This window comes from Telmatospirillum sp. J64-1, assembly GCF_006980715.1.
In the GTDB taxonomy this organism is placed as follows: Bacteria; Pseudomonadota; Alphaproteobacteria; order Rhodospirillales; family Magnetospirillaceae; genus Oleiliquidispirillum; species Oleiliquidispirillum nitrogeniifigens.
On sequence record NZ_SBHN01000012.1, the window covers coordinates 58,502 to 84,455 of the forward strand.

The 25,954-nt window shown below is 65.9% G+C and carries 26 protein-coding genes and 1 tRNA gene; 11 read left to right on the plus strand and 16 right to left on the minus strand.

The window, feature by feature from the left end; genetic code table 11:
- The first annotated feature begins 90 nt into the window (after window positions 1-90).
- The 5 genes from EPD66_RS12680 (at window position 91) to EPD66_RS12700 (ending at window position 2,456) form a co-directional block, all read left to right on the plus strand.
- Window positions 91-181: transfer RNA gene (locus tag EPD66_RS12680), tRNA-Ser, on the plus strand.
- A 150-nt stretch (window positions 182-331) separates the two neighbouring features.
- Window positions 332-544: a dodecin gene (locus EPD66_RS12685; protein ID WP_142848885.1), complete on the plus strand. Its 213-nt coding sequence runs from the start codon at window positions 332-334 to the stop codon at window positions 542-544.
- Window positions 545-711: 167 nt separating this feature from the next.
- Window positions 712-1,083 carry a DUF2934 domain-containing protein gene (locus EPD66_RS24370; RefSeq protein ID WP_142848886.1) on the plus strand — a complete coding sequence of 124 codons (372 nt, stop codon included), beginning with the start codon at window positions 712-714 and terminating at the stop codon, window positions 1,081-1,083.
- 21 nt (window positions 1,084-1,104) lie between these two features.
- Window positions 1,105-2,136: a hypothetical protein gene (locus EPD66_RS12695; RefSeq protein ID WP_142848887.1), complete on the plus strand. Its 1,032-nt coding sequence runs from the start codon at window positions 1,105-1,107 to the stop codon at window positions 2,134-2,136.
- Between the two features lie 125 nt (window positions 2,137-2,261).
- Complete coding sequence (locus EPD66_RS12700) at window positions 2,262-2,456, plus strand: hypothetical protein (RefSeq protein ID WP_142848888.1); 195 nt, start codon at window positions 2,262-2,264, stop codon at window positions 2,454-2,456.
- Between the two features lie 157 nt (window positions 2,457-2,613).
- Here the strand turns inward: EPD66_RS12700 and EPD66_RS12705 are convergent, their stop codons facing one another.
- Window positions 2,614-3,195, minus strand: coding sequence for an HPF/RaiA family ribosome-associated protein (locus EPD66_RS12705; protein ID WP_142848889.1), 582 nt, complete (start codon window positions 3,193-3,195; stop codon window positions 2,614-2,616).
- Window positions 3,196-3,497: 302 nt separating this feature from the next.
- Between EPD66_RS12705 and EPD66_RS12710 the strand changes: the two genes are divergently transcribed.
- Genes EPD66_RS12710 through EPD66_RS12720 form a run of 3 tightly spaced genes read left to right on the plus strand, consistent with a single transcriptional unit; the run spans window position 3,498 to window position 6,469 of the window.
- The gene (locus EPD66_RS12710; RefSeq protein WP_142848890.1) at window positions 3,498-4,736 is read left to right on the plus strand and encodes a cation:proton antiporter; all 1,239 of its coding nucleotides are present in this window, start codon (window positions 3,498-3,500) and stop codon (window positions 4,734-4,736) included.
- On the plus strand, window positions 4,723-5,346 hold the full coding sequence (locus EPD66_RS12715) for a ribonuclease HII (RefSeq protein WP_142848891.1): 624 nt from the start codon (window positions 4,723-4,725) through the stop codon (window positions 5,344-5,346). Before EPD66_RS12710 ends, EPD66_RS12715 begins: the two co-directional genes overlap by 14 nt.
- Before the next feature lie 31 nt (window positions 5,347-5,377).
- On the plus strand, window positions 5,378-6,469 hold the full coding sequence (locus EPD66_RS12720) for a DNA methyltransferase (protein ID WP_142848892.1): 1,092 nt from the start codon (window positions 5,378-5,380) through the stop codon (window positions 6,467-6,469).
- Between the two features lie 109 nt (window positions 6,470-6,578).
- On the opposite strand, the gene EPD66_RS12725 is transcribed toward EPD66_RS12720, so the two are convergent.
- On the minus strand, window positions 6,579-6,881 hold the full coding sequence (locus tag EPD66_RS12725; RefSeq protein WP_221930974.1) for a ribbon-helix-helix domain-containing protein: 303 nt from the start codon (window positions 6,879-6,881) through the stop codon (window positions 6,579-6,581).
- Window positions 6,882-7,090: 209 nt separating this feature from the next.
- Window positions 7,091-7,363, minus strand: coding sequence for a BolA family transcriptional regulator (locus EPD66_RS12730; protein WP_142848894.1), 273 nt, complete (start codon window positions 7,361-7,363; stop codon window positions 7,091-7,093).
- 225 nt (window positions 7,364-7,588) lie between these two features.
- Between EPD66_RS12730 and EPD66_RS12735 the strand changes: the two genes are divergently transcribed.
- The 3 genes from EPD66_RS12735 to cobT all read left to right on the plus strand — a co-directional run bounded on the left by EPD66_RS12735 (window position 7,589) and on the right by cobT (window position 11,024).
- The gene (locus EPD66_RS12735) at window positions 7,589-8,047 is read left to right on the plus strand and encodes a J domain-containing protein (RefSeq protein ID WP_255448469.1); all 459 of its coding nucleotides are present in this window, start codon (window positions 7,589-7,591) and stop codon (window positions 8,045-8,047) included.
- 63 nt (window positions 8,048-8,110) lie between these two features.
- Complete coding sequence (gene cobS, locus EPD66_RS12740; protein ID WP_142848896.1) at window positions 8,111-9,115, plus strand: cobaltochelatase subunit CobS; 1,005 nt, start codon at window positions 8,111-8,113, stop codon at window positions 9,113-9,115.
- Window positions 9,116-9,125: 10 nt separating this feature from the next.
- On the plus strand, window positions 9,126-11,024 hold the full coding sequence (gene cobT, locus EPD66_RS12745) for a cobaltochelatase subunit CobT (protein ID WP_142848897.1): 1,899 nt from the start codon (window positions 9,126-9,128) through the stop codon (window positions 11,022-11,024).
- Between the two features lie 318 nt (window positions 11,025-11,342).
- Here cobT and EPD66_RS12750 read toward each other — a convergent pair whose 3' ends face one another.
- From EPD66_RS12750 to fliF, 13 genes are all read right to left on the minus strand, one after another.
- Entirely contained in the window at window positions 11,343-12,116 is a 774-nt protein-coding gene (locus EPD66_RS12750; RefSeq protein ID WP_142848898.1) for a ferredoxin--NADP reductase, read from the minus strand.
- 103 nt (window positions 12,117-12,219) lie between these two features.
- Window positions 12,220-13,695: a DnaJ domain-containing protein gene (locus tag EPD66_RS12755; RefSeq protein ID WP_142848899.1), complete on the minus strand. Its 1,476-nt coding sequence runs from the start codon at window positions 13,693-13,695 to the stop codon at window positions 12,220-12,222.
- Between the two features lie 10 nt (window positions 13,696-13,705).
- Window positions 13,706-14,086 carry a hypothetical protein gene (locus tag EPD66_RS12760; RefSeq protein ID WP_142848900.1) on the minus strand — a complete coding sequence of 127 codons (381 nt, stop codon included), beginning with the start codon at window positions 14,084-14,086 and terminating at the stop codon, window positions 13,706-13,708.
- Window positions 14,083-15,783, minus strand: a complete 1,701-nt coding sequence (locus EPD66_RS12765; RefSeq protein ID WP_142848901.1) for a hypothetical protein — start codon at window positions 15,781-15,783, stop codon at window positions 14,083-14,085. Before EPD66_RS12765 ends, EPD66_RS12760 begins: the two co-directional genes overlap by 4 nt.
- 24 nt (window positions 15,784-15,807) lie before the next feature.
- A complete protein-coding gene (locus EPD66_RS12770; RefSeq protein ID WP_142848902.1) occupies window positions 15,808-16,608 on the minus strand; it encodes a MinD/ParA family protein in 801 nt (266 codons plus the stop codon).
- Entirely contained in the window at window positions 16,605-17,597 is a 993-nt protein-coding gene (locus EPD66_RS12775; RefSeq protein ID WP_142848903.1) for a GTP-binding protein, read from the minus strand. Before EPD66_RS12775 ends, EPD66_RS12770 begins: the two co-directional genes overlap by 4 nt.
- A 3-nt stretch (window positions 17,598-17,600) precedes the next feature.
- On the minus strand, window positions 17,601-19,718 hold the full coding sequence (gene flhA, locus EPD66_RS12780) for a flagellar biosynthesis protein FlhA (protein ID WP_142848904.1): 2,118 nt from the start codon (window positions 19,716-19,718) through the stop codon (window positions 17,601-17,603).
- Between the two features lie 14 nt (window positions 19,719-19,732).
- Entirely contained in the window at window positions 19,733-21,103 is a 1,371-nt protein-coding gene (locus EPD66_RS12785) for a sigma-54 dependent transcriptional regulator (protein WP_142848905.1), read from the minus strand.
- 25 nt (window positions 21,104-21,128) lie between these two features.
- The gene (locus EPD66_RS12790) at window positions 21,129-21,971 is read right to left on the minus strand and encodes a motility protein A (protein WP_142848906.1); all 843 of its coding nucleotides are present in this window, start codon (window positions 21,969-21,971) and stop codon (window positions 21,129-21,131) included.
- Between the two features lie 7 nt (window positions 21,972-21,978).
- Window positions 21,979-22,305: a flagellar motor switch protein FliN gene (fliN, locus tag EPD66_RS12795; RefSeq protein ID WP_142848907.1), complete on the minus strand. Its 327-nt coding sequence runs from the start codon at window positions 22,303-22,305 to the stop codon at window positions 21,979-21,981.
- 11 nt (window positions 22,306-22,316) lie between these two features.
- A complete protein-coding gene (locus tag EPD66_RS12800; RefSeq protein WP_142848908.1) occupies window positions 22,317-23,024 on the minus strand; it encodes a FliH/SctL family protein in 708 nt (235 codons plus the stop codon).
- A gap of 16 nt (window positions 23,025-23,040) precedes the next feature.
- The gene (gene fliG / locus EPD66_RS12805) at window positions 23,041-24,060 is read right to left on the minus strand and encodes a flagellar motor switch protein FliG (protein ID WP_142848909.1); all 1,020 of its coding nucleotides are present in this window, start codon (window positions 24,058-24,060) and stop codon (window positions 23,041-23,043) included.
- A 3-nt stretch (window positions 24,061-24,063) separates the two neighbouring features.
- Entirely contained in the window at window positions 24,064-25,722 is a 1,659-nt protein-coding gene (gene fliF, locus EPD66_RS12810; RefSeq protein ID WP_185961400.1) for a flagellar basal-body MS-ring/collar protein FliF, read from the minus strand.
- Window positions 25,723-25,954 lie beyond the last annotated feature (232 nt).

Consider the following 25,954-nt stretch of genomic DNA (forward strand, 5'->3'; position numbering starts at 1 on the left):
GACGTTTGCGCGCTCTTTTTTCAGGGGTTGCATCCTGCGTCGATCTCCTATAGTTTGCCCCACCTCCGGCCCGTGACGAGCCGGACCGATGGATGGGTGGCCGAGTGGTCGAAGGCGCACGCCTGGAAAGTGTGTGTACGTCAAAAGCGTACCGTGGGTTCGAATCCCACCCCATCCGCCAAAACAAAAGGCTGCCTTCGGGCGGCCTTTTTGTTTAGGCCCCCTGGCTGGTCCGTCCTGGCCGTCTGGCGGCCGCTTTCCCGTCGCAAGCCGCGCTCCTCGTCGCCATATGGGCTCGTATGTTTTGCCCAGTGCATCGAGGAGATGAGGCATGAACGAGCATGTCTACAAGAAGGTCGAGGTGGTCGGGTCGTCCCCGGTCAGCATCGAGGACGCCATCCAGAATGCGGTGGAGAAGGCGGGCAAGAGCCTGCGCCATCTGCGCTGGTTCGAGGTGACCGAGACTCGTGGCCATATTGAAGACGGCAAGGTCAGCCATTATCAGGTCACCATCAAGATCGGCTTTACACTCGACGACCAATAATCACAGCCCGGAAAGATCGGGCCCTGGGGCATCGGCACGGGCAGTTCGCGGGTGGGGGAAGGGCGGCGGCGAGATTTTCACGCTCCTGTCCCAAGGGAGGATTGAGACTCCCCGTCCGCTTCGCTAGCCTCATGGACAATGCTCCCGGACAAGCGCAGGGAAGTAGCATGGCTGATATCAACGAGATGATCCGTGATCGCGCCTACCAGATCTGGGAGGCCGAAGGGCGACCGGAAGGGCGCGACATCGAACATTGGGCGCGGGCCGAGGCGGAGATCCGGGCCGGGCAGAAGGCGGAAGTCACCGCCGAGGCTGCCCCGGCCCCCGCGAAGAAGACGGCACGCAAGCCCGCCGCCCGGAAGGCCGCGGCACCCAAGGCGGTGGCCGCCGAGGCCGAGGTGGTGAAGGAAAAGGCCCGCAAGACCTCCACCAGGAAGAGCGAGGCCAAGGATGCCGAAAAGGCCGAGCCGAAGAAGGCCGCTCCCCGCAGGACCGGGGGCCGGGCCGCCAGAACGGAGGAGAAAAAGGCGGCGGTCTGACGCCGGCCTTGCTTGATCCGCATGGGGGCTTTTCTTCGTCTGTGTCTGTTGCTGACCGCCGCCCTGGCCGGTCTCGCCCTGGCGCCCGGTCTGGCGCGGGAAGGATGGATGGCGCGCTTGCCCGCCCCCGAGCGGCTGGAAGGCGCCATCCTCGCCCGCATGGCGCAATTCGCCTATCCCGGCTGGATGGAAGCCCAGGTCGCTTCCGCCATTGCCGCCGATGATCCCGACAGCCTGGAAATCCTGATCGACACGGCGCGCATGCTGGACCGCCCGGTGCCGGAGGCATGGCTGTCGGCACTGGAGGACATGACGACCCCTGCCGCCATCACCGCCCGCTGGGCGCGGCGCGGCGTCGAGGGATTCGTGTCGGGCGGCGGCGACAGTGTCGAGGCGATGGCGGCGGGTGTCGTGTCGGACTTCACCCTGTGGGGCGACCTGCGCGACGGCAGCCGGGAATTGGGCAAGCTGGCGGCAGGCGAAGAGGCGGACGAACTGGTCCTGATGCTGTCGGGGGCGGGCGTGGCGCTGACGGCAGTGACGGTCGCCACGGCGGGCGGCGGCGCGGCAGCGAAAGGCGGTCTGTCGCTCCTGAAGGGGGCGGCGCGGTCCGGGCTGCTATCTCCCGCCCTGCGCCGTGAGGCGACGGCGACCTTGCGCGCGGCACGGGGCGGCGGCCGGGTGGCCCTGCGGCCCTTGCAGGAAGCGGGCGAGCGGCTGTGGCGGATCGAGCAGGCTTCCTCGACCCGCCATGCCGTCCGGGTGATCCGCCATGTGAACGGTTTCGAGGACCTGCGCCATGCTGAAACGATCGCGCAGACCTTCGGCAAGCGCACGGGATCGGTGTTCAAGGTGCTGGGCCGCGAGGCTATCCATGTCGTCAAAGCCACCACCCGCCTGACGGTCGCGGGCATCGCCTGGCTGACGGCAGCCGCCATCTCGCTGATCGGCGGTTTCCTGTCCTTCCTCAGCGCCGTCTCGCTGCTGATCTCGATGGTTTCCGGCGCCTTGTCCCTGCTTTGGCGGGGGATGCAGAAGGTGGCCTCGCTCTGACGTCCTCCGGGGTGGGCGATCACCGATATGGGGGGCTTTCCGCCCCCGTTTTCGTGGTTGCGCCCATTTCTTTTCTTCCCATGTGACTCGTCAAGGACCCTGTCCAGAGGAGAAAGGAAAGCGGCATGGCAAAGCCTGAAGACCAGACCCCCGCCGAGCGGCTGAAGCAGGAGCAGCGCAAGGCCAAGCCGGGGATGGTGGAAGACAAGGAAGGCGCCCGTGACGAGGACGAGGTCGACGAAGCCTCGGAAGAATCCTTCCCCGCCAGCGACCCGCCCTCCTTCACGCCGGTCCGTCGTCCTGGCGGTCCCAAGCATTGAGCGCCTTTCGCGGCGGCCCCTGTTCGGGGGTCGCCGTTTTCAGATCTCCCCCATGACCGAAGCGGAGCCGGGCGGCCTTGCGTGGCCGCTGTCCGGCGAAGAGAGACCGGCGGCGATGCGCATCACCGCCGCCGGGATGACCGGTCATTGATCCTGGCTAGAATTCCTTATGGCTGGTGCCGAGCCAGACGCGGCTGGCCTGCGGCCCGGTATCGCCGACGGCTTCTACATAATGTACCACGTCGCCGCTCTTCAGCTCCTCGAGCTGGGCATTGAGCACGCTGTTGCGGTGGAAATAAAGTTGTCCCCCAGTATTGGTGAGCAGGAAGCCGTAATCATCCTCGGGATGAACGGTGGCTACCTGGCCATGGAAGGACGTCGATCGGTCGCCATGCTGCTTGGTGTCGCCGCTCAGCCGTTCCTTGTATTCGAGCAATTGCCGCTCGGCGGCGTCGAAGGCATCGCGCAGGGCCTTGTAGACATCGGGATTGGCGTAGCGGTCCTGGGCCTTGTGGGGTTCGCGGTTGACCATCAATTCGGTGCCCGGCACCGTCATGTTGACCGTGACGTAATAGAGATTGCCCTTGCGGTGCTGCTTGTGAGGGGCCTCCACCGCGACCCGGCACGAGGTCAGTCGGCCATAGAGCTTGTCCAACCGAGCTGCGCGTTCGCGGATCGCAGCTTCGAGGGCGTCGGAAACCTCGACGTTGTGAAAACGGATTTCGAGGGGGACTTCCATGGGCTTTGCCTCTTTGTCGTGGACATGGGAGGTATCTTGGACATGGAGCACTGTCCCGGAAGGCTGGCGCAGGCCGCTTCCCCCAGAGGGGCGCCGCCGAGGGGCCGTCTCCTGGTCTCTTACGTAACGACTTATGGCTGGTTTTGAAGTCCCGCCGGATAGGCACTACCCCTTCCGCGCGGACGGGGAGACTGGGCATGCCCGGCGCGCGCTTCCGGTAAGGGCCGGCGCCTCTGCCTCATTCTCGCCAAGCTTTGGCGCATGATGGGCGCAGGAGAGCAAGCGGAAGGGCAGCCATATCCATGATCCTGCATCCCGAGATCACCATGACCGCCGTGGTGGCCCTGGTGGCATTGCTATGCGGGGCCGTCCTGGCGCGGATGCGCCAATCCCCGCTCATCGGCTATATCCTCGCCGGCGCCTTGCTGGGGCCGTTCGGCGTGGGGTTCGTCGGCAGCCAGGATACGGTGAAAACGCTCGCGGAATTCGGCATCCTGCTGCTGCTCTTCCTGGTCGGATTGGAACTGGACCTGCGGCGCTTCGTCTCGGTCTGGCGGGTGTCGCTGCTGGCGACGCTGATCCAGATCGGCGGCAGCGTCGGCATGACCCTGCTGCTAGGCGGGCTGTTCGGCTGGCCGCTGGGGCTGGCGGTGCTGCTGGGCTTCGTCATCGCCACCTCCTCGACCGCCGTGGTTATCAAGACGCTGGAAGATTCCGGCGAGGCGCAAAGCCCGGCCGGGCGCACGACGCTGGGCATCACCATCGCCCAGGATATCGCCGTCGTGCCCATGATGTTGGTCCTGGCCGGACTGGCGAGCGAGAGCATCGGGATCCTCGATATGGGCAAGGTAGCGCTGTCGCTGGTCCTGTTGGCCGGGCTGATCGTCGTGCTGCTGCGCTTTAGGGTCAGGCTGCCGTTCACGCGCTCCGTCACCGGCCATAATGAATTGTCGCCGATCCTGGGTCTGGCCTGGTGCTTCGGGGCGGCGGCCCTGTCCGGCTTCCTGGGCCTGTCGGCGGCCTATGGCGCCTTCCTGGCGGGGATGGTGCTGGGCAATTCCGCCGCGCGCGACAGCCAACTGGTGCAGAATATCCGGCCGATCCAGAGCGTGCTGATGATGGTCTTCTTCCTGTCCATCGGCATGATGCTGGACCTGAGCTTCATCCTGAAGCATCTGGACATGGTGCTGCTGCTTCTGCTGCTGGTTACCGTCTTCAAGACGGTGCTGAATGTGGGGGCGCTGCGCCTGCTGGGGCAAAGCTGGCCCCATGCCGCCATGGCCGGGGTGGCGGTGGCGCAGATCGGCGAATTTTCCTTCCTGCTGTCCGAGGTTGGTCTGGCGCATGGCCTGATCACCGCCGACGATGCCCGGCTGGTGGTGTCGGTGGCGGTGCTCAGCCTGATGCTGTCGCCGGTCTGGACCATGGCCGCAAAAAGCTTGCATCACACCGCGCGCGGGGGCACCACTCCGGGCGAGGACAAACGCGCCTCTTCCATGGAATTGCGGGCGCAACGGGAGGAACGGGTTGCCGAATCTTGATTTCGAACGTGCGGCCGGCGGACTGGTCTGCGGCATAGACGAAGCCGGGCGCGGGCCCTTGGCCGGACCCGTGGTCGCCGCCGCCGTGATCATCGACGAGGCGCGCCTGCCCGGCCGCCTGCTGTCCGAGCTGGACGATTCCAAGGCGCTGAGCGCCAAGAAGCGGGAAGCCCTGTTCGCGCTGCTGCCCGAATGCGCGACCATCGGTGTCGGCATCGCCAGCGTGGCGGAGATCGACCGCCACAACATCCTGCGCGCCACCTTCCTGGCCATGGGCCGCGCCGTCGAGGAATTGGGAACGCGCCCCGACCTGGCGCTGGTGGACGGCAACCAGACCCCGCCACTGCCTTGCCCGGTGCGCTGCGTGATCGGCGGCGACGCCAAATGCCTGTCCATCGCGGCGGCGTCGATCATCGCCAAGGTCACCCGCGACCGCATCATGGCGCAACTGGCCGGGGAATTTCCCGGCTATGGCTGGGAAAAGAATGCCGGATACGGCACCGCCCAGCACCGCGAGGCCATGCGCAGCCTGGGCGTCACGCCCCACCACCGGCGCAGTTTCGCCCCTTGCGCCGACTTGTTGGCCCTGGCGGCACAAGAGGATTCTTGACGCGGAGTCGCGGCTGACTCAAAGTCTGCCCATGACCTTTTCGCGCCAAACCACCCCCCTCGATATCATTCATCACGGCGATTGCATTGCCGTGATGAATTCCCTGCCCGAGAAATCGGTGGATATGGTTTTTGCCGATCCGCCCTATAACCTGCAACTGGGCGGGGAGTTGCGGCGTCCCAACAACAGCCGCGTGGACGGAGTGGTCGACGAGTGGGACCGCTTCGACGATTTCGCGGCCTATGATCGCTTCACCCGCGACTGGCTGACGGCGGCGCGCCGGGTGCTGAAGGATGACGGCTGCCTGTGGGTGATCGGCAGCTATCACAACATCTTCCGCGTCGGCGCCATCCTCCAGGACTTGGGCTTCTGGATCCTGAACGACGTGGTCTGGCGCAAGTCCAATCCGATGCCCAACTTCCGGGGCACGCGCTTCACCAATGCCCACGAGACGCTGATCTGGTGCGGCAAGTCCAAGGATTCGCGCTACACCTTCAACTACGATTCGATGAAGGCCCTGAACGAGGGCTTGCAGATGCGCAGCGACTGGGTACTGCCGCTTTGCAGCGGCCCCGAGCGGCTGAAGGGCGCGGCGGGCAAGAAGGCCCATCCCACCCAGAAGCCCGAAGCCCTGCTGTATCGCGTGGTGCTGTCCGCCTCGAAGCCCGGCGACGTGATCCTCGATCCCTTCTTCGGCACCGGCACCACCGGCGCCGTCGCCAAGAAGCTGAACCGCCGCTGGATCGGCATCGAGCGCGACCCGGCCTATATCGCTGCCGCGCAGCAGCGCATCGACCAGGTCACGCCGATCGAGGACATGAAGCTGCTGCTCACCCCTTCCAAGCGCAGCGAACCGCGGGTGCCCTTCGGCCAGGTGCTGGAACGCGGCCTGCTGCGCCCCGGCGACATGCTGTGGGGCGGCGAGCGCCGGTTATGGAGCGCCCAGGTCGCCGCCGATGGCACCATCATCTCGGCCAATCATCGCGGCTCGATCCACAAGGTGGGGGCGGCGGTGCAGGGCGCGGCGGCCTGCAACGGCTGGACTTTCTGGCATTTCCAGCAGGGCGAGGAATTTCCGGCGATCGATGTGCTGCGCCAGATGATCCGGGCGGAGCTGCATTAGAGCTTGCCTCATTCCCGCTTGCGCGGGGATGACGAATAGATACGGGCGGCGCCGGTCCTGCGTGCCGCCGGGTCAGGATGGGAACGGGGGAAGGGCGGAAATTTCCCTCTCATCGCGACGACAGCGAAGACGGCTGGTGCGCCTTGGTGGCCTTGCCGAGGCCGCCCCTGCCATGCCCGGCGCGCGCATGGCCTTCCTCGGTGGCGGCGGCGCGGTAGTAGTTCATCACAAAGACCCGCAATTCTGCCGTCAGGGTGGAACCGGGGGATTTTCCGGCATCCACCAGCGTGGCGATGGCGTGGATGGACATGGCCTCGCGCCGGGCGATGGCGTGCAGCGCGTCCCACATCTCGGGTTCCAGCCGGACGCTGGTGCGGCGGCCGGCGATGGTGACATTGCGGTTGATCAGCATGATGCCCGTGTCAGCTTGGAAAAACCCTTTCAGCGGCATCCGGACAGGGCCGGGCAGCTACAACCAACTAACCTGAAAACATAAAATATTGCAAATATTGGTTGCAACCTGCGGCGGCAGAAGAAAAGGGGCCGGACTTGCGTTCCGGCCCACTGGTAACCCGTCTCTCAGACCCTATATCCTTCTGGCGAAGAGGGGGGCAGAGGCTGCTACTGCTCTTCTTCCGGGGTGAGGGTCGCCAGCGACAAGGCATGAACCCGCGCCCGCAGCTCTTCGGCCAGAATGTCATAGACCAGACGCTGGCGCGCCACGCGGTTCTTTCCGGCAAAAGCGTTTGAAACGATCTCGATGCGGAAATGGCTTTCGCCGTCGGGATGGGCGCCGCCATGTCCGGCGTGGTGGTGGGATTCGTCGATGATGTCCAGTCGCACCGGAGCCAGGGCTTCGGTGAGCTTCTTTTTCATGGTGTCGGCTACGCGCATGTCCATACGCCCTTGGCATAATGAATCGTGTTCGGAAAAGGCAGCAAGTCCGCGGCGGAGACGGCTTGCCAGCATTCCCGCGAAACTTCATAGTGTCCCATTATGAAGGCCCAATCACGTCATAATTGGAAGCGCTGGGATGCCCCCAAGCCAGAAACACGAGCTTGCGATCATCCGGGTTGCGCAGGAGCAGGTGAATACCGCGCGCCGAAGGGGCGCGACCGGTTGAACGAGTATTACTGGTTCTGCCTGGATCACGTGCGCGCCTATAATGCCAATTGGAATTACTATGCCGGCATGAATGCCGAGGAGATCGAGGCGCAGCTCCGCCACGATACCACCTGGCAGCGGCCGACCTGGCCTCTGGGCGCGAAGACCGCCAGCGAGCGCGAGCGTATCTGGCGGGCCCGGGTGCGTGATCCCTTCAACATTTTCGAGGATTTCGCCAGCGGCCACGAAAAGCCGCCGCCACCGCCGCCCAAGCGTCCCCGCACCGCCGAAGAGGATGCCATGGCGGTGATGGACCTGGAACCGCCGCTGACCCTGGCGGGACTGCGTCTGCGCTACCGCGAACTGGTCAAGCTCTACCATCCGGACGTGACCGGAGGAGACAAGGCGGCCGAAGAGCGGTTCAAGCAGATCGGCCAGGCCTACAATCTTCTCCTCAAGACCCTAAATGACTAGGGCTCCCACGCGATCCCGGCCGGGCTCCGCCCCCTGGCCCCCGACACTTCTGCGGAAAAGAATATGACGCAAGCCAGCACGACTCCTCTTGCCTCCGACAATCCGATGGCGATGCCTGATATCAAGGTGTCGGTCCGCCAGACCTTCGGCATCGACAGCGACCTGGAGGTACCCGCCTTCAGCCAGGGTAGCGAGCATGTCCCGGATCTGGATCCGAGCTATCGCTTCGACCGCGACACCACCCTGGCCATCCTTGCCGGCTTTGCCTTCAATCGCCGCGTCATGGTCCAGGGCTATCACGGCACCGGCAAGTCCACCCATATCGAACAGGTCGCCGCGCGCCTGAACTGGCCCTGCATCCGCATCAACCTGGACAGCCATGTCAGCCGTATCGACTTGGTGGGCAAGGACGCCATCGTCCTGCGCGAGGGCAAGCAGGTCACCGAATTCCGTGAAGGCATCCTGCCCTGGGCTTTGCAGCATCCCTGCGCCCTGGTCTTCGACGAATACGACGCCGGCCGTCCGGACGTGATGTTCGTCATCCAGCGCGTGCTGGAAGTGGAAGGGCGGCTGACGCTGCTCGACCAGAACCGGGTGATCCGTCCGCATCCCGCCTTCCGCCTGTTCGCCACCGCCAATACGGTGGGGCTGGGCGACACGACGGGCCTGTATCACGGTACCCAGCAGATCAACCAGGGCCAGATGGACCGCTGGAACATCGTCGCGACCCTGAACTATCTGGAGCACGACGCCGAGGTCGAAATCATCCTGGCCAAGCAGCCCGGCTATGAGAGCAAGGAAGGCCGCGAGACCATCAGCGCCATGGTCAGCCTTGCCGACATGACCCGCAACGGCTTCATCAACGGCGATATCTCGACGGTGATGTCGCCGCGCACCGTGCTGACCTGGGCCGAGAACGCCCGCATCTTCGGCGATGTCGCCTTCGCCTTCCGCCTGACCTTCCTCAACAAATGCGACGAGGTCGAGCGTCCGGTCGTGGCGGAATACTATCAGCGCTGCTTCGGCAAGGAACTGCCGGAAAGCCCTGCCGCCAGCGCCTTGCTGTAACGGGGGACGCATGAGCGGCAGCAATCTCCGGCATGGCGGCCTGGTCCGCGAGGGCGGTCCCACGGAAACGGTGAAGCGCGCCACCGCCTCGGCCCTGCGTGCCCTGTCGGGCAAGGCCGAGGTCGAGGTCGCCTTCGTCGCCGGTCCGCCCGGCGGCCATGGCAAGGAGGCCCGCCTGCCGGCGCCGCCGCGCGATATGCGTCCCGATGAACTGGTCCGTCTGCGCGGTGCCGCCGATGCCCTGGCCCTGCGCATGCGTTATACCGACGAAAGCACCCATGCCCGCCGCATGCCGGCGGGGCGGGATGCGCGCGACGTCTATAACGCCATCGAACAGGCCCGGGTCGAGGCCCTGGGTGCCCGCCGCTGGGCCGGTGTCGCCGCGAATATCGCCGAGGCGGTGGACCTGCGCTGCCAAGCCGAAGGCTACGACCGCGCCACCTCGCGCGATGCCGCGCCGCTATCCGAGGTGCTGCGCCTACTGGCGCGCGAGAGCTTCCTGGATCAGCCCGCCCCCGAATCGGCCAAGCCGTTGCTCGATCTGTGGCGGGGCGACCTGGAACCGCGCCTGGGACGGCGCCTGAACGTGCTGCGCGATTGCCTCGACGACCAGGAAGCCTTCGACATCGCCCTGCGTGACCTGCTGGCCGCCCTCGATCTGGCCGAGCAGGAAACGGAGATGGAGGAGGAAGAGGAAAGCCAGGAAGGCGAGGAAAGCGCGGAGGGCGAGAGCGGCGGCGAACAGGAACAGCAGCAGAGCCAGTCCACCTCCGGCGACAGCCAGGCGGGCATGGATTCGTCCGCCGCCGCCGAAAGCGACGGCACGGGCGAGGATGACGGTGAAGGCGAGGACATGATGGTCCCAGGCCGAGGCACGGAAGAGCCGGGCGGGCCGTCCCGCCAGCGTTCCTCCATGCCCCAGCACGGCCTGGACGGTCAGGAAAGGGTCTATGGCGCCTATACCACCGCCTTCGATCAGGTGATGGATGCCGCCGATCTCTGCGATCCCGAGGAATTGCAGCGGCTGCGTGCCCAGCTCGACCAGCAGCTCTTCCACCTGCAAGGCGTCGTCTCGCGCTTGGCCAACCGTCTGCAGCGCCGCCTGATGGCCAAGCAGACCCGTGCCTGGTCCTTCGACCTGGAAGAAGGCATGCTGGATGCCAGCCGCTTGGCGCGCATCGTCGCCAATCCGCTGCATTCGCTGTCCTTCAAGCAGGAAAGCGAGACCGACTTCCGCGACACGGTGGTCTCGCTGCTGATCGACAATTCCGGCTCCATGCGCGGCCGCCCCATCACCGTGGCGGCGATGAGCGCCGACATCCTGGCCCGCACCCTGGAGCGCTGCGGCGTGAAGGTGGAAATCCTGGGCTTCACCACCAGCGCCTGGAAGGGCGGCCGGTCGCGCGAGAAGTGGCTGAGCGAGGGCAAGAAGCCCAATCCAGGCCGCCTCAACGACCTGCGCCACATCATCTATAAAAGCGCCGACGCGCCCTGGCGGCGGGTCCGCCGCAATCTGGGCCTGATGCTGCGCGAAGGCGTGCTGAAGGAGAATATCGACGGCGAGGCCCTGCTGTGGGCGCATCAGCGCCTGATCGCCCGCCCCGAGCAGCGCCGCATCCTGATGGTGATTTCGGACGGTGCGCCGGTGGACGATTCCACCCTGTCGGTCAATCCCGGCAACTATCTGGAAAAGCATCTGCGCGACGTCATCGACTGGATCGAGACCTCGTCGCCGGTTTCGCTGGTCGCCATCGGCATCGGCCACGACGTGACCCGCTATTACCGCCGCGCCGTCACCATCATGGATGCCGAGGAACTGGGCGGGACCATGCTCAAGCAATTGACCTCGCTGTTCGACGAGGAGGATTCCCTGCCCGCGCCGATGCGCCGTCAAAGGATGCGGGGATAGGAGGTTTTCTGGGCTCTGCCCAGCCCCGCCAAGGGCCTCGGCCCTTGGAGCCCTTTCCTTTTAAAAGAGACTGAGCGCTTGCCCATGCTTCGAGACGGGCCTGCGGCCCTCCTCAGCATGAGGGGTATCTTGGTGATAAGATTAAGGAATTAGCCTCATCCTGAGGAGGCCGCATAGCGGCCGTCTCGAAGGACGGGGCGGACCAAAGGCACAACCTTTCGGGGTCTGGGGCCTAAGGCCCCAGCGGGCTTGGGCGGAGCCCTGAAAATAAAAAAGGCGGGCTGAAAAGCCCGCCTTTTTCTCGTTCCGCCGCCGTGCTTACTGCTCGACGAAGGCCTTCTCGATGACGAAATGGCCGGGCTTGTTGTGGCTGCCTTCCTCGAAGCCCTTTTCTTCCAGCAGGGCGCGGGTATCGGCCAGCATGGCCGGACTGCCGCAGAGCATGACGCGGTCGTGCTCGCGGTCCAGTTCGGGCAGGCCCAGGTCCTGGAAGATCTTGCCGTTGCTGATCAGGTCGGTGATGCGGCCCTGGTTGCGGAAGTCCTCGCGGGTGACGGTGGGGTAGTAGACCAGCTTCTCCTTCACCGCATCGCCGAAGAATTCGTTGTTCGGCAGTTCCTTGGTGATGAAATCGCTGTAGGCCAGCTCCGAGACATAGCGGCAGGTATGGGTCAGGACGATGCGCTCGAAGCGCTCGTAGACGTCGGGGTCCTTGATAATGCTCATGAAGGGCGCCAGGCCGGTGCCGGTGGACAGCAGATAGAGGGTGCGGCCGGGCAGCAGGCTGTCCTGGACCAGCGTGCCGGTGGCCTTGCGGCCGACCAGGATGGTGTCGCCTTCCTTGAGATGCTGCAGGCGCGAGGTCAGGGGACCGTTGGGCACCTTGATGCTGAAGAATTCCAGCGTCTCTTCGTAATTGGCGCTGACCATGCTGTAGGCGCGCATGATCGGACGGTCCTCAACCTGCAGGCCGATCATGGCAAACTGTCCGTTCTGGAAGCGGAAGGACGGATCACGGGTGGCCGTGAAGCTGAACAGGGTGTCGGTCCAGTGGTGGACACTCAGGACGCGTTCTTCTCGCAGGTTGCTCATGATCCGGAACTCTCGTAGCTATAGCCAATATCTAGCGTTGGCAGTGTAATATCAGAAGGTTTCACCGTATTTCCACGGTAAAATGCCTTCGGGCGGTAATTTCCTAGCCATCCTCGGCGAATCGCGCCGGGTCGTAGGGGCGCGGCTGGCCGGGACCTTCGCCCGGCGGCGTCAGGGTCAGGGACAGCATGACGCTGGAGCGGGTATCGGTGCGGCCGGCCTGGAAGACCAGCAGGCCGGGCAGGGCATAGGCCCGCATGTCGGTCAGGAAGAGACTGCAGGCTTCGCTGAAGACTTCGCCGGTGGCAAAGGCGATGCGGTGGGCCCCCTCCGGAATGCCGGTCAGCAGGACGGTCCGGCCTGCCGCGACATAGGCCGACAAAATAGTGTGACCGGCCTGTGTACGCAACTTTACCACGGCATCATGCGGCATGGGGTTGGCAATCTGCAGGCGGTGGTCGCCGCTGCCCCGGCGCAGCAGGATCTGGCCGTTGAACGGGGGCTGGCCGCGATTCTCGGCGCACCAGCGGCGGCGCGGCCTCCACCCGTCGCCTTCGCCCAGATGGCGGGTCCGTGCATAGCCCACCGCCCCGCTGGCGCTGCGCAACTGCACCCATTCCGGGTCGCTGGTGCGGTCGATGACCTGGACGGTGGTGAAGCGGTCGAGCAGGGCCACCATGGCGGCATGGTCGACGGGAAGCTGGCGCAGCTTCAATTCCGTTGCCTGGACGTGGCGGATCTCGCCGGGACGGGGCGGCACGATGTCGGAGCGGGCGGCGAGGGCCGCGTCTGGCTGGGGAGACGGAGAGAACAGCGGCACCAGCCACAGCGATATGCCGTAGGACCACAGGCCGACCATCGCCACCAGCGGCAGGGCCAGGAGCCACATGGTCAGGCCGGGGCGGTGCCAGCGGTCCTTCAGGCGCGGGCCCGTGTCCGGCAGGGCGGCCAACAGGGCTTCGGCCTCGCGCGCCTGCTCGCCCCGGGCGAAGGTCCGCGCCTGAAGGGCGGCGGACCGGGCGAGATGTATCTCGCCGCGCGCCTGGAAGTGGCGGGCTAGGCGGAGCAGCAGGACGGCATTTTCCCGCCGGGGCTTCTCGCCGCCGCCCAGGCTGTCCAGCAGGGCCCACAGGCTGAGGAACGGGCCGACCGGCGACCACCATCCCCAGGCCCATGTCATGGCGCTGACCTGCAAGGCGGTCCGGTCGGCGCAGTCGCGGCAGAAGATGCCAGCGATCTTTTCGCGGCGGCTGAACAGCAGGAAGCTGCGCACTTTCTGGAAGATCACATAGCGCGGCTGGGCCGAGATCTTGCCGCAGCAGCGGCAGGACAGGCCATCGGCGGGCGGTGGCTTGGTGGATGGCGACAGGGCGTCGTACTGGGCGCGGCTCTTGGGATCGCGCAGCACGGTATAAGCCTCGCCCAATCTGGTAAAGGCTTCGGCATCTCCTCCGTCGCGGCGGTCGGGATGGAGTTCCTTGGCGCGCCGGCGATAGGCGGCCTGAATCTCTTCCGGCCGGGCCTTCGGCGTCAGGCCGAGCACCGCATAATAGCCTTTGGGATCGTAAAAACCGCTCATGGCGGTGTTTCTACTCTTCTCCCAACCGGGCGAGAAGAGGAGCGTTGTCCCAGCGGGGATGACGATCCTCGATCAGGACGCAATGGCCGCAGGCGGGATTCTCCGCCGTCAGGCGTACTTGCACCCAGCGCGCCACGGTTTCGTCCATCACGTCATCGAGCAAGATGGCGGCGGCGGCTTCCAGGCTGTCCCAGCCCATGCCGCCGAGATGTTCGAGATAAGGCGGCAGGGCCGTGGGGCGCAGGATCAGGCGGTCGGGGACGTAGCGCAGCCGCAGCCGCGCCGGGCAGGGGCCGGGCAGGCTGCCTGCCAGGGTCACGACGTAATCCAGCCGGGCCGAGGGATTGGTCGCCGTGGCCAGCAGGCCGCGCCGGATGCCGGGGCCGTTCATGCCAGGACTCCTTCGCCCAAGGGTGTGGCGGCGGGAGGAGCGGGCAGGTCGGCAAAGCGGCCTCCGGGCTGGAAACCGGCGCTGCCGACTAGGCCCAAGGCATCGCAGGTGCCGGTGAAGATAGCCATGATCTCGCGCCGCATCTCCTCGGGCAGGGCGTTGCCGCTGCGCAGGATCAGGTCGAAGCGGCGGGCCTGGCGCTTGAACAGCCCGTCCAGTTGCAGCCGTCCCAGCCGCGACAGGGTGAGGTCGAGCACGAAACGCATGCCCCTGTCGGCTTCGCCCGAGGGCTGGTCCTCGTTCTCGTCCGCCGGGCGGCGCAGGTAAAGGCGGATGGGCTCGATGGTCTGGCCGTTGAGCAGCGGCAGGGTGGTGACGCGCCAGTCGCCGGCAGGGCGGTCCGCTTGCCGGGCCATCTCGTCGAATTCCGTTGCCAGGGCGCGCATTCCCTCCGGTCGGATCTCGCGCAGCAGGCTTTCGCCCAGGGCATTGCCCAAGGCGCGGCGCGGTTCGGGACTGCGCAGGGCACCGGCGAAGGCAATCATGGCTGCTGCCATGCGCGGGCCGGGCTGCGGCAGGGCCTGGGCCAGTGCCTGGGCGGCGGCGGGATCGGTGCTGCGCAGGGCCGTCAGCATCGTTTGCAGGGCCTGCCAGGGGGCAGGGGCCAGCGGTGCGGGAGACGGCGCGGCGGCACCGGGCGGAAGCGGCAGCCCCGCCATCTCCAATGTGATCGTGGTGCCGGGCCGCAAGCCGGTGGCGGCGATCTGCACCATGCCCAGCGGCGTCTCCACCACCGCCGATCCGCCGGGCGGCGCGGCCACGACCGTTCCGCCGAGGACCGGGGGCAGGGACGGCAGGACGGGCTGCGCCTGACCGGCGGGACCCTGTCCCGGCAGGGCTTGGCCGGGGGGAAGCTGGGGCATGGGGGCCTGCGCCTGGGGCGCGGCGGGCACCGTCGCGCCAACGGGAGTTCCGCCCAAGGCCAAGCCCGGCACGGCCGCACCCGGTGTCCCAGGCGTGCCGGATGTGGGTGTGACAGGTATGGCGGGGCCGGGCGTATTCGGCAGGGGCGTCGTCGGCTGCATCGTGGGCAGGGAAGGGGTGCTGCCGGTCGTGGGAATCGGCTGCGGCGCGAGACTGCCCGCTGGCGGCGGCTGGAGGGCGGCGATGCGGACGGTCAGGATGGTCCCGACCGGCAAGACCGGCATGCCGGGAGCGGGGGCAGGGCGCAGCAGCAAGGCCGTCAGCCCCTGTGGGGAAGGGGCGGGCGTGGGTGCACTCTGCGTCGGTGCCGCTGCCGGTGCTGAAGTGTGAGGCGCCGGTACGGTCGGGTTCGCTGCCGGAGACGCGGGAGCGCGGAGCGGCAGCGGAGGCAGACCGGCAGGCCCGACGGGCCGGTCATTGACGGCGGCGATGCGCAGCACGGTCTGGCTGGGCGCCTGGGAAACGACTTGCAGGGCCAGTTTGCTGCCCTCGGGCAGGGGCTGGGGCAGGCGCAGGGACATCTCGCCATGCTGCTCGCTGCTCAGATGCGCGAGCCCCCGGGCGGACATGGCCGCGACCAGGGCCAGCAATTGCGCACCGACTTGCAGCCGGGCAACGGACGGGGGCGGATCGGGCAGCACCACCGTCGTTCCGCCCGGCGTTGCGCCGGGGGCGGGAACGGGAGGAGACGGCGGAAGCTGCACCGTGCTCATGTCATGGGGCTCATGTCATGGAGCTCAGCGCAGGCTGGCGAGCAGGCGCTCGGCCAAGGCCTCCACATCGGCGGCCGCCTCGGAATTGGGGGAACGGATCAAAAGCGGCGTCTGGTTGCGGATGGCGTCGCGGACCTTGAGGTCGCGGCGGATCACACCGGCCAGGGGCGGGGAAATCTTCAGGAAGCCTTCGCAGGCCTTCAGCAGGGTATGATAGATGCGCTCGCCCTCGCGGGTGGAATTGGCCATGTTGACCACCACCCGCATGTCGGTGCCGGGCCGTTCGATATGGGTGACCTTGATGAAGGCATAGGCGTCGGTCAGCGAGGTCGGTTCGTCGGTGGTGACCACCAGGATCGTCCCCGCATGTTCGGCCAGCTGGCGTACCGTCTTTTCCACGCCCGCGCCCAGGTCCAGCACCACCCGGTCGTAGCCGGCGGCCAGCAGGGCCAGATCGTCGCCCAGCATCTGCAGGCGCGACAGCGGGATATTGGCCAGCGTGCCCGAGCCCGAGCGTCCGGCGATGATGTCGAAGCCCGCTTCGGGATGGGTGGTCATGGCCTGATTGAGCGTCAGGCGTCCCGCGACCACGCTGCCAAGATCGTATTTGGGCATCAGGCCGAGCTGGATGTCCACATTGGCCAGACCCAGGTCGCCGTCGAACAGTAGGGTCCGCTGCCCCGCCCGGGTCAAAGCGTGGCTGAGGGTGATCGAGAACCAGGTCTTGCCGACGCCTCCCTTGCCCGAAGCGACGGCGATGACGTTACGGCCCTTGGCGCGTTGCGTCGGGCGCGGAGCCAGAATAGGTGCCGAAGGGATTGTCATGCCGAGGGTTCCGTCCAGAACTGGTTATCGTTGTCCTGCTGCTCGGGTTCGGGCGGCAAGATAAGGCGTGCGAGCGCGACAGGCGTGACCGGACACAGGCCGCTGGCCACATGCGGGCTGACGCTGACATCGCAGAAGATCAGCTGGCCGGCTTCGGCGGCTGTAACCAGCGCACCGACGCGGCGGGTGGTGTCCAGGCGCGAGCCGAACAGCCGGGTGGCGCCGATCGTGGCGAAACAATCGGCGATCTCGGCTGCTTCGAGAGGATCTCCGCCGCCGGGCAGAACCAGGATGGGCTCCACGTCGGCCGCCTCGATCATGGCCGCCAAGTAATCCATATCGCTTCGCTTGAAGGGATTCAAGCCGGGGCTGTCGATGAAGACCAGATCGAAGCTGGCCGCGGCTTCCTCGACGGCGCGCTGCAAGGCCTCCGGCCCCCGCGCCGAGACCAGATCGATCTCCAGGATGCGGGTGAAGGCCGCCAATTGCTCGACAGCCCCGGCGCGCATTCCGTCGGTGGTGATGATGCCGACCTTGCGGTGCTTGAGGACCGAGCGCGCGGCCAGCTTGGCAACCGCGATGGACTTGCCGGCGCCGGGCGGGCCGACCAGCATGAAGGGCCGGGGCGATCCGTGCTCGGGCAGAGGTGCGAAGGCGAATCCCGCCTCCAGTGCGGCGGCACAGGACAGGGTGGGGTCGGTCAGGGCCGCGTCGCGGGCCGAAAGCGCCAGCCGCTCGATCAGCCGCTCGGGTACGCCATGTTCGGCCAGGGCATGGCGCAGGCGGTGTTCGCAAAGATCCTCGCCGCCCCCCGGCAGGTCGAACAGCGCCGCTTCCGGGGCCTGGGCTTCCAGGGCGGCGGTGATGCGCACGCCTGCGGCGCCGGCAGCGCGCTGGGTCGAGACGATGATGGCGTCCTCTCCCAGTTCCTGCCTGACCATCTGCATGGCCTCGGCCATGCTGGGCGCGGTGTAGGACTTCAGGCGCATGGCTTAGATCTGCCCCAGAGTCTTGATCTTGGCCTTGGGGTGGATCTCGTTCTGAGACATCACCACCGTGACCGGGCGGAAGCGCTCGATGATCGAGCGGACATAGGGGCGCACCAGCGGACTGGTCAACAGTACCGGCGTTTCGCCCTGCATGGCGAAGCGCTCGAAGGTCTGGCGGACCCGATTGATGAAATCCTGCAACTGGCTGGGCGACATGGCGAGATGACGTTCCTCCCCTTGGCCGACCAGCGAATCGGCGAAGGCCTGTTCCCATTCCGGTGACAGTGTGACCAACGGAATGAAGCCCTGCATGCCGGTATTGGCATCGCTGATCTGCCGGGCGAGACGGGATCGTACATGCTCAGTAATTAGCATTACGTTGCGCGTATGGCCGCAGGCTTCGGAAATCCCTTCCAGGATGGTCGGCAGGTCGCGCACCGAAATACGCTCGCCCAGCAGGTTCTGGAGGATGCGCTGCAGTGCACCCAGGGAAATCTGCGAGGGGATGAGATCAGAGACCAGTTTCTGGTGCTCCCGGTCCATCTCATCGAGCAGCTTCTGGGTTTCGGCATAGGACAGCAGGTCGGGCATGTTGTCGCGCACCACCTCGGTCAGGTGGGTGGTGATGACGGTCGGCGGGTCGACGACGGTATAGCCGCGGAACAGGGCTTCCTCGCGGTTGGTGGCGTCGATCCACATGGCCGGCAGGCCGAAGGTCGGTTCGCGCGTGGCCTCGCCGGGCAAGGTGATCTCCTCGCCGCGGGGGTCCATGACCAGCAGCATGTTCGGACGCAGGTCGCCGCGTCCGGCTTCGACCTCCTTGACGTAGATCACATAGGTGTTGGCCGCCAGTTGCATGTTGTCCTGGATGCGCACGGCGGGCATGACGAAGCCCAGCTCTGCGGCCAGGGCGCGGCGCAGGGACTTGATCTGGTCGGTCAGGCGCTGGCCGTGGGAGGTGTTGACCATGGTCAGCAGGCCGTAACCCAGTTCCAGGCGCAGGCTGTCGATCTTCAGAGCGGCAGCGATGGGTTCCTCGGCGACGGGAAGCTGCTGGGTCTGTTCGATGCCCGACTTTTCCTGTTCGAGCGCCAGCTTGTTTTCCCGCTGCATCAGGAAGAACGCGCCGGCCCCGGTGGCGGCGGACAGGATCAGGAAGGGCATCGCCGGCATGCCCGGCACCATCGCCAGGGTGAGCATCAGGAAGGAGCTCATGCCCAGGGTCTTGGGATGGGCGGAGATCTGGCCGATCAGCGCCTTGTCGGTGGCGCCCGTCATGCCTGCCTTGGTCACCAGGATACCGGCGGCGACCGAGACGATCAGGGCGGGCACCTGCGACACCAGGCCGTCACCGACGGTCAGGCGGGTATAGGTCTCGGCGGCGTCGCCGAAGTTCATGCCGTTCTGCGCCATGCCGATGATCATGCCGCCGATGACGTTGATGAAGGTGATCAGCAGGCCGGCCACGGCATCGCCGCGCACGAATTTCGAGGCACCGTCCATGGCGCCGAAGAAGGAGCTTTCGCCTTCCAGTTCCTTGCGGCGGGCGCGGGCGCCTTCTTCGTCGATCATGCCGGCGGACAGGTCGGCGTCGATAGCCATCTGCTTGCCCGGCATGGCATCCAGGGTGAAGCGGGCCGAGACCTCGGCGATACGGGTCGAGCCCTTGGTGATGACCATGAAGTTCACGATCACCAGGATGCCGAAGACGATGATGCCGATGACGAAGTTGCCGCCCATGATGAAGCCCGAGAAGGCTTCGATGATCTTGCCCGCGCCGTCGGTGCCGGTATGGCCCTGGGACAGGATCAGGCGCGTCGAGGCCAGGTTCAGGGCCAGGCGCAGCAGGGTGGCGATCAGCAGGATCGTCGGGAAGGAACTGAATTGCAGCGGCTTCTCGATGAACAGCACCGTCATCAGGATCAGCACCGAGAAGGTGATCGACAGCGCCAGGCTGAAATCCAGCAGCCAAGTCGGCAGCGGCAGGATCAGCACGGTCAGGATGGTCATCACACCCAAGGCGAGCGCCAGGTCGCCGCGTTTGGATACGGCGTTGAGCTTGTCTAGGATACCTTGACCCACCGAGGCCATTCCCCCCGATCCGGCACCTGTCTCGGACATGAACTAGCGTCTCCTTACAGGGCTGCCCGGTCGGCTTCGCCGGGATGGGGAACGTCGAAGCCTTCCTGCATGTACTGCTTCAGCTTGTTACGCAGGGTGCGGATGGAAATGCCCAGGATGTTGGCGGCATGGGTGCGGTTGCCCAGCGTGTGATGCAGGGTGTCGATGATCAGGTCGCGCTCCACGTCGGCCACGGTGCGCCCGACCAGACGGGCGCGCATGTCCGCCTCGGGGCCGGTGGCCGCCGGGCTGGCGGCCTGGGCGGCCGGGGCCGAAGCGGCGGTCGGCTGGGAGCCGGTCAGCATGATGGCCTCGGGGCCGATCTGGTCGCCCGAGGCCAGCAGCACGGCGCGGTGCAGGGTATTCTCCAGTTCGCGGACATTGCCGCGCCAGCCATGGCGGCGCAGCAGGGCGCGGGCTTCTTCGGACAGGCTGCGCTGGGGAAGGTCGTTCATGTCCGCGAATTTGCGGGCGAAGTGGTCGGCCAGGGCGATGATGTCCAGCGGACGCTCGCGCAGCGGAGGGATCTCGAGATTCATCACGTTGAGGCGGAAATAGAGATCCTCGCGGAAGGTGCCCTTGCGCACTTCCTCTTCCAGATTGCGGTTCGAAGTGGCGATCAGGCGCACATCGACCTTGACCGGCTGGTTGCCGCCCACCCGGTCGAGTTCCTTTTCCTGGATCACGCGCAGCAGCTTGGCCTGCAGGCGCGGGTCCATCTCGCTGATCTCGTCGAGCAGCAGGGTGCCGCCATTGGCTTCCTCGAACTTGCCGATGCGCCGGGCCACGGCGCCGGTGAAGGCGCCCTTCTCATGGCCGAACAATTCCGATTCCAGCAGGTTTTCGGGGATCGCGGCGCAGTTGACGGCGACGAAGCGTTCCTTGGAGCGGCGGCTCTTGCGATGGACGAAGCGCGCCATGATCTCCTTGCCGGTGCCCGATTCGCCGGTGATCAGGATCGAGGCGTCGCTGGGCGCGACCTGTTCGGCCAGACGCAGGACCTGGCCCATGCGCGGGTCGCGGAAGACGAGCTGATGGCTTTCCTCGGTCACCGCCTGGAGCACGGCGGCGATCAGTTCGGCATCGGGGGGCAGCGGGATGTATTCCTTGGCCCCGGCCTTGATGGCGCGCACGGCGGCGGTGGCATCGTTGGCGATGCCGCAGGCCACGACGGGAATGCTGATACGCTCGCTGGCCAGGCTGTCGATCAACTGCTTGATGTCGCAGCGGACATCGACCATCACCAGGTCGGCGCCCGCACCGCGCAGCACATCCAGCCCCGAGATCACGTCCCCGGCATGGGTCACCTTGGCGCCGCGCGCCATGGCGATCTGGCTGGCGGCGCCGATCTGTCCTTCCAGCGATCCGATGATCAGCAGTCGCATGAGCGTCTCTCTTCCTTCGAACCGGTCAATCGAAATAGGCGATACGCTTGGAGGGCGGCAGGGTGCTGTTGAGCAGCATTTCCAGCCGCCTGGGATTGTCCTGGCGGCCGATGGAGACCACGCCCAGAACGTAGAGTTGGTAGACGAGTACTTCGTCGGCGGTGTTGCGCTCCAGCTTCGAGGCCAGGGGCGAGAACACCATGTTGGCGAGGATGGCGCCGTAGAAGGTGGTCAGCAGCGCCACGGCCATAGCCGGGCCGATGCTGGACGGGTCGTGCAGGTTGCTCAGCATCTGCACCAGCCCGATCAGGGTGCCGATCAGGCCCATGGCCGGGGCCACTTCGGCGGCCCGGCGCAGCACTCCGGCGGCCCGGTGGTGGCGGCTGATGGTGGACTGGATGTCGCGGCGCAGGATGAGTTCCGCCTCTTCCGGCGAGGTGCCGTCGAGGATCATCCCCAAGCCCTTGCGCAGGAAGGGCTCGCGGCCCAATCCGTCGATCACCCCTTGCAGCCCGAGAAGGCCGTTGTGGTTCTTGCGCAGGCCTTCGGAAATCTGCACCAGGGTGATGGCCGCCTCGGCCGGATCGCGGGTCTGGTAGCGCACCGTCTTGCCCAGAACGCCGATCGTGCGCGCCATTTCGGTAAGCGAGAAGCTGACGGTGGTCACCGCCAGGGTGCCGCCGATGACGATCAGCACTGCCGGGATGTCGATGAAGGCGCCCGGCGACCCGCCGAGGGTGATGGCGATGGCGATGAGCAGCAGGCCGCCGCCCAGCCCGACGACGGTGGCAAGGTCCAAGCCGGTGCGGGCCTTGATGCCCCGCACCCGAATCGGCTCGACCCGGATCTGCTCGCCGCCATCGGCCATGATCGGCTCAGCTCCGGTCGGTCTTGATGATTTCGGTCATGGTGACGCCGAGGCGGTCTTCCACCACCACGACCTCACCGCGCGCGACAAGACGGTTGTTGACATAGATGTCGATGGCCTCGCCGACCTTGCGGTCCAGTTCGACCACGGCGCCACGGCCCAGCTTCAGCAGCTGGTTGACCTGCATGGTGGCCTTGCCCAGCACGGCCGAGACCTGGACCGGGATGTCGTAGACGGCCTCGAGGTCCCGCGAAGAGCGCGGGGTGTCGGGGATGTCGCTCTGCTCTTCCATCTGAGCCCCCAGTTCGTTGAGTTGGAAGTCCTTGTCACCCATAAGCGGCTCTCCTAGGCGGGCAATGTTTCAGCCGGCTGCATCTGCGGCCGCTCGGCTTCGGCAAAGGATTTTTCAATTACGGCGTCGATTTCGCGCCACAGCCGTTCCAGCGAACGGTCTGCGCCGCCATCGGTCCATTCCACGCGGCAGTCACTGCCGGCAAGACGGGAATCGGCGGCCACCACCATGCGACCCTCGAAGCCGGACATCTCGGTCACGGCCTCGATCCGTTGGCGCATCTCCTCGACCAGCGGGGGAGGGACGCGCAGGACGATCCGCTCCTCATCCAGCAGGTGGGGAATGCATTCGGCGACCAGGGCTTCGATCTCGTCCGTGGCGGCACGCTCGGCAGTGGCCGGCAGCACCTTGCGGGTGATGGCCACGGCGATGCGGGCGGCGTCCTCGGCGATGCGCTGGTTGGCCTCTTTCTGCTGGCGCTCGATCTGCTCCAGGGCCTGGGCCAGTCCGGCGATGGCCTGGGCGAGCATGCGCTCGTCCGAAGCTGCGGCCTCCTGCAATGCGGCCTGGCGCCCGGCCTCGAAGGATTGTTCGCGCGCGGCGGCCAGTTCCTCCTCGCTGAAGGTCGGCGGCGGCGGCAGGTATTCTTCCTCTTCCGGCTCTTCCGCGGCCTGCGCCTCGGCGGCAGGGACCTCCGCCGCCTTCGCCGGGGGCGGGGCGTCGAAATCGTGGTCGAACAGGAACTTGCGGATCGCTGGCATCTATCGGGCCTAGGGACTAGTAAATGAGTTCGTCTTCTTCGCGACCTTCCGAGATCACGATCTGACCGCTGGCGGCCAGTTCCTTGGCCATGACGACGATGGCGCTCTGCGCCTGGTCCACGTCGCGCAGACGGACCGGACCCATGGCTTCCATGTCCTCGCGCAGCATCTTGCCGGCACGTTCGGACATGTTCTTGAAGAACAGGTCCTTGACCGCGTCCGAACCGCCTTTCAGCGCAATCGCCAGCTTGTCCTTCTCGACGCTGCGCAGCAGGGTCTGGATGCCCTGGGCGTCGATGCGCACCAGGTCCTCGAAGGTGAACATGAGCTGCTTGATGCGCTCGGCGGATTCGCGGTTGCGTTCCTCCAGCGCACTCATGAAGCGGTTCTCGGCGTTGCGGTCCAGGTTGTTGAAGATGTCGGCCATCAGTTCGTGGGCATCGCGGCGCGCGGTGCGGGCGAGGTTCGACATGAATTCGGTGCGCAGCGTCTTCTCGACGCCGTCCAGAACTTCCTTCTGCACCGCCTCCATGCGCAGCATGCGCATGATGACTTCCATGGCGAAATTCTCGGGCAGCAGGGCCAGCACGCGCGAGGCATGGTCGGCCTTGATCTTGGCCAGCACCACGGCGACGGTCTGGGGATATTCGTTCTTCAGGTAATTGGCGAGCACCGCCTCGTTCACGTTGCCCAGCTTGTCCCACATGGTGCGGCCGGCGGGACCACGGATTTCCTCCATGATCATCTCGACGCGGTCCTTGGGCAGCGAGCGCATGAGCAGGCGTTCGGTGCTGTCGTACGACCCCACCAGCGAGCCGGTCGAGGAAATCTGGTCGGCGAATTCCACGAACAGGCGTTCGACCAGATTGGAGGAAATGGTGCCCAGCCCGGACATGATCTGGGAGATCTCCTTGATCTCCTCGTCATCCATCAGGGCGAACAGCTTGGCGGAATGCTCCTCGCCCAGCGACAGCATCAGGATGGCTGCCTTCTCGGGGCCGCTCAGGCTGCGATAGTCTTCCTTGACGCGGGCCATGGCTTAATTTTCCTGATAGAGCCAGTTGCGGATGATCGACAGGGCTTCCTCGGGATGCTTGTCGACGATTTCGCCGATCTTGCGCATAGAGGAGGCCTTGACGCGGCCTTCGACCTTCTCGATGTCGATCAGTTCGTCCATTTCCATTTCATCCAGCCCCATTCCGGGCACCGGGGCCAGCGCACCGCCGGGGCCGGTCAGGGCCGGGGCGCCGGTGGTCTGGTCGGTCAGCAGGCGGCGGCCGTCGGGACCGACCGGCTGGGACATGGATTCCACGGCCCGGCTGACCAGCGGGCGCAGGACCAGCAGCAGGAACAGGATGGCGACGATGGACAGGCCCAGGTTGGAGGCGACCTTCTCGAGGAAGTCGCGGTCCATGCCGAAGATCTTGTTGTCGTCGATCTCGGCGAACATGTCCTCGAAGTCGGCGAACTGCATGTTCACCACCTCGACCATGTCCCCGCGATTGCCGTCGAAGCCGATGGTCGACCGCACCAGGGAGGACAGCTGATCGAGCTGTTGCTGGCTGAGCGGTTCGTAGACCCGCTGCCCTTCGGCATTGGTGATCATGCGGCCATTGACCAGCACGGCCACCGACAGGCGCCGGACCTCGCCCAGTTCCTTGACGTGGTTGCGGACCGTCTTGGAGATTTCGTAATTGACGGTTTCCTGGGTGCGGTTGGCGCTGCTCGAGGACCGTCCGCTACTGTTGAAGGCGGCATTCACGTCGGGCAGGTTCTGTTGCACCGTCACCGGGTTGCCTTCGGTGTCTTCCGACTGCTCGTTCTCGTTGATGGTGACTTCCGAACGCACCACGCGGGAATCGGGGTCGAAGATTTCCTCGGTGGTGGCGACGCGGTTGAAGTCCATCTCGGCGGAGACTTCGGCGCGCACATTGCCCACGCCGACCGAACGCTCGAGCAATTGCTCGATGGTGCGGGCGAGGCGGCTTTCATAGGCCAGGCGCATCTCTTCGGAAGAATGGGCCAGCATGTCCTGCTGGTTCTCGTAGCCGCGCGCCAGCAGTGTGCCGCGATCGTCGACGATGGAGATGCGGTGGGGTTTCAACTTGGGCACCGAGGCGGCGACCATATGCTGGATCGCTTCCACCTGCTGGCGGTTCAGCCGGGCGCCGCCTTCCATCTGCAGCACGATCGAGGCCGACGGCTCCTGCTCCTCGCGCGAGAAGAGTTCGCGCTTGGGCATGACCAGATGGACGCGCACATTGCGCACCCGGTCGATGGAGCGGATGGTCCGTGCCAACTCGCCTTCCAGGGCGCGCACCAGGTTCACGTTCTGCATGAAGCTCGTCGAGCCGAAGGTATCGGCATTGTCGAAGACTTCATAGCCCAGCGAAGGCGCGCCGCCCGCAGGCAGCGAGGCTTCCGCCATCTTCACGCGCAACTGGTTCTTGAGATCGGCCGGAACCCAGATCTCGGTGCCGTCGCGGCGCAGCTGATAGGGCGCGCGTTCGGCTTCCAGGCGTTCGACGATGCGCCCGGAATCCGCCAGATCGAGATTGCCGTAAAGCAACTCCATCTGCGGGCTGGAGACCCGCGCCATGATATAGATGAAGAAGGCCAGGATACCGATGCCGATGCCGGCCATGGCGGCCAGGCGCATGGGGCCCAGGCTACGCACCGACTGAAGAAAAGCCTTCACGATCCCTCGCACGTTGCTGCGGTGGCGCATCAGGCGCCGTCGCCCCAGCCCTACCCATTTCGTGGGATAAACCTATGCACCCTATGGTGAAGAAGCCGTTAACACTGGGCAGTTTTTGCCCAGCCCCAAGAGGGGCGCAACCTAGCGGCGGGAAGGAGGTCTGACGAGGTCTTTCTTCTTGCGAGGAAATAAAAAATGAAGATGCGTGCCGCGAAAAAAAGAGCCCGCCGGA

Bases quoted from the DNA above. Each gene is read 5' to 3' on its own strand.
- EPD66_RS12685 (WP_142848885.1), top strand. From the start codon at position 332: ATGAACGAGCATGTCTACAAGAAGGTCGAGGTGGTCGGGTCGTCCCCG.
- EPD66_RS24370 (WP_142848886.1), top strand. From the start codon at position 712: ATGGCTGATATCAACGAGATGATCCGTGATCGCGCCTACCAGATCTGG.
- EPD66_RS12695 (WP_142848887.1), top strand. From the start codon at position 1,105: ATGGGGGCTTTTCTTCGTCTGTGTCTGTTGCTGACCGCCGCCCTGGCC.
- EPD66_RS12700 (WP_142848888.1), top strand. From the start codon at position 2,262: ATGGCAAAGCCTGAAGACCAGACCCCCGCCGAGCGGCTGAAGCAGGAG.
- EPD66_RS12705 (WP_142848889.1), bottom strand. From the start codon at position 3,195: ATGGAAGTCCCCCTCGAAATCCGTTTTCACAACGTCGAGGTTTCCGAC.
- EPD66_RS12710 (WP_142848890.1), top strand. From the start codon at position 3,498: ATGATCCTGCATCCCGAGATCACCATGACCGCCGTGGTGGCCCTGGTG.
- EPD66_RS12720 (WP_142848892.1), top strand. From the start codon at position 5,378: ATGACCTTTTCGCGCCAAACCACCCCCCTCGATATCATTCATCACGGC.
- EPD66_RS12725 (WP_221930974.1), bottom strand. From the start codon at position 6,881: ATGCTGATCAACCGCAATGTCACCATCGCCGGCCGCCGCACCAGCGTC.
- EPD66_RS12730 (WP_142848894.1), bottom strand. From the start codon at position 7,363: ATGCGCGTAGCCGACACCATGAAAAAGAAGCTCACCGAAGCCCTGGCT.
- cobS (WP_142848896.1), top strand. From the start codon at position 8,111: ATGACGCAAGCCAGCACGACTCCTCTTGCCTCCGACAATCCGATGGCG.
- cobT (WP_142848897.1), top strand. From the start codon at position 9,126: ATGAGCGGCAGCAATCTCCGGCATGGCGGCCTGGTCCGCGAGGGCGGT.
- EPD66_RS12750 (WP_142848898.1), bottom strand. From the start codon at position 12,116: ATGAGCAACCTGCGAGAAGAACGCGTCCTGAGTGTCCACCACTGGACC.
- EPD66_RS12755 (WP_142848899.1), bottom strand. From the start codon at position 13,695: ATGAGCGGTTTTTACGATCCCAAAGGCTATTATGCGGTGCTCGGCCTG.
- EPD66_RS12760 (WP_142848900.1), bottom strand. From the start codon at position 14,086: ATGAACGGCCCCGGCATCCGGCGCGGCCTGCTGGCCACGGCGACCAAT.
- EPD66_RS12765 (WP_142848901.1), bottom strand. From the start codon at position 15,783: ATGAGCACGGTGCAGCTTCCGCCGTCTCCTCCCGTTCCCGCCCCCGGC.
- EPD66_RS12770 (WP_142848902.1), bottom strand. From the start codon at position 16,608: ATGACAATCCCTTCGGCACCTATTCTGGCTCCGCGCCCGACGCAACGC.
- EPD66_RS12775 (WP_142848903.1), bottom strand. From the start codon at position 17,597: ATGCGCCTGAAGTCCTACACCGCGCCCAGCATGGCCGAGGCCATGCAG.
- flhA (WP_142848904.1), bottom strand. From the start codon at position 19,718: ATGTCCGAGACAGGTGCCGGATCGGGGGGAATGGCCTCGGTGGGTCAA.
- EPD66_RS12785 (WP_142848905.1), bottom strand. From the start codon at position 21,103: ATGCGACTGCTGATCATCGGATCGCTGGAAGGACAGATCGGCGCCGCC.
- EPD66_RS12790 (WP_142848906.1), bottom strand. From the start codon at position 21,971: ATGGCCGATGGCGGCGAGCAGATCCGGGTCGAGCCGATTCGGGTGCGG.
- fliN (WP_142848907.1), bottom strand. From the start codon at position 22,305: ATGGGTGACAAGGACTTCCAACTCAACGAACTGGGGGCTCAGATGGAA.
- EPD66_RS12800 (WP_142848908.1), bottom strand. From the start codon at position 23,024: ATGCCAGCGATCCGCAAGTTCCTGTTCGACCACGATTTCGACGCCCCG.
- fliG (WP_142848909.1), bottom strand. From the start codon at position 24,060: ATGGCCCGCGTCAAGGAAGACTATCGCAGCCTGAGCGGCCCCGAGAAG.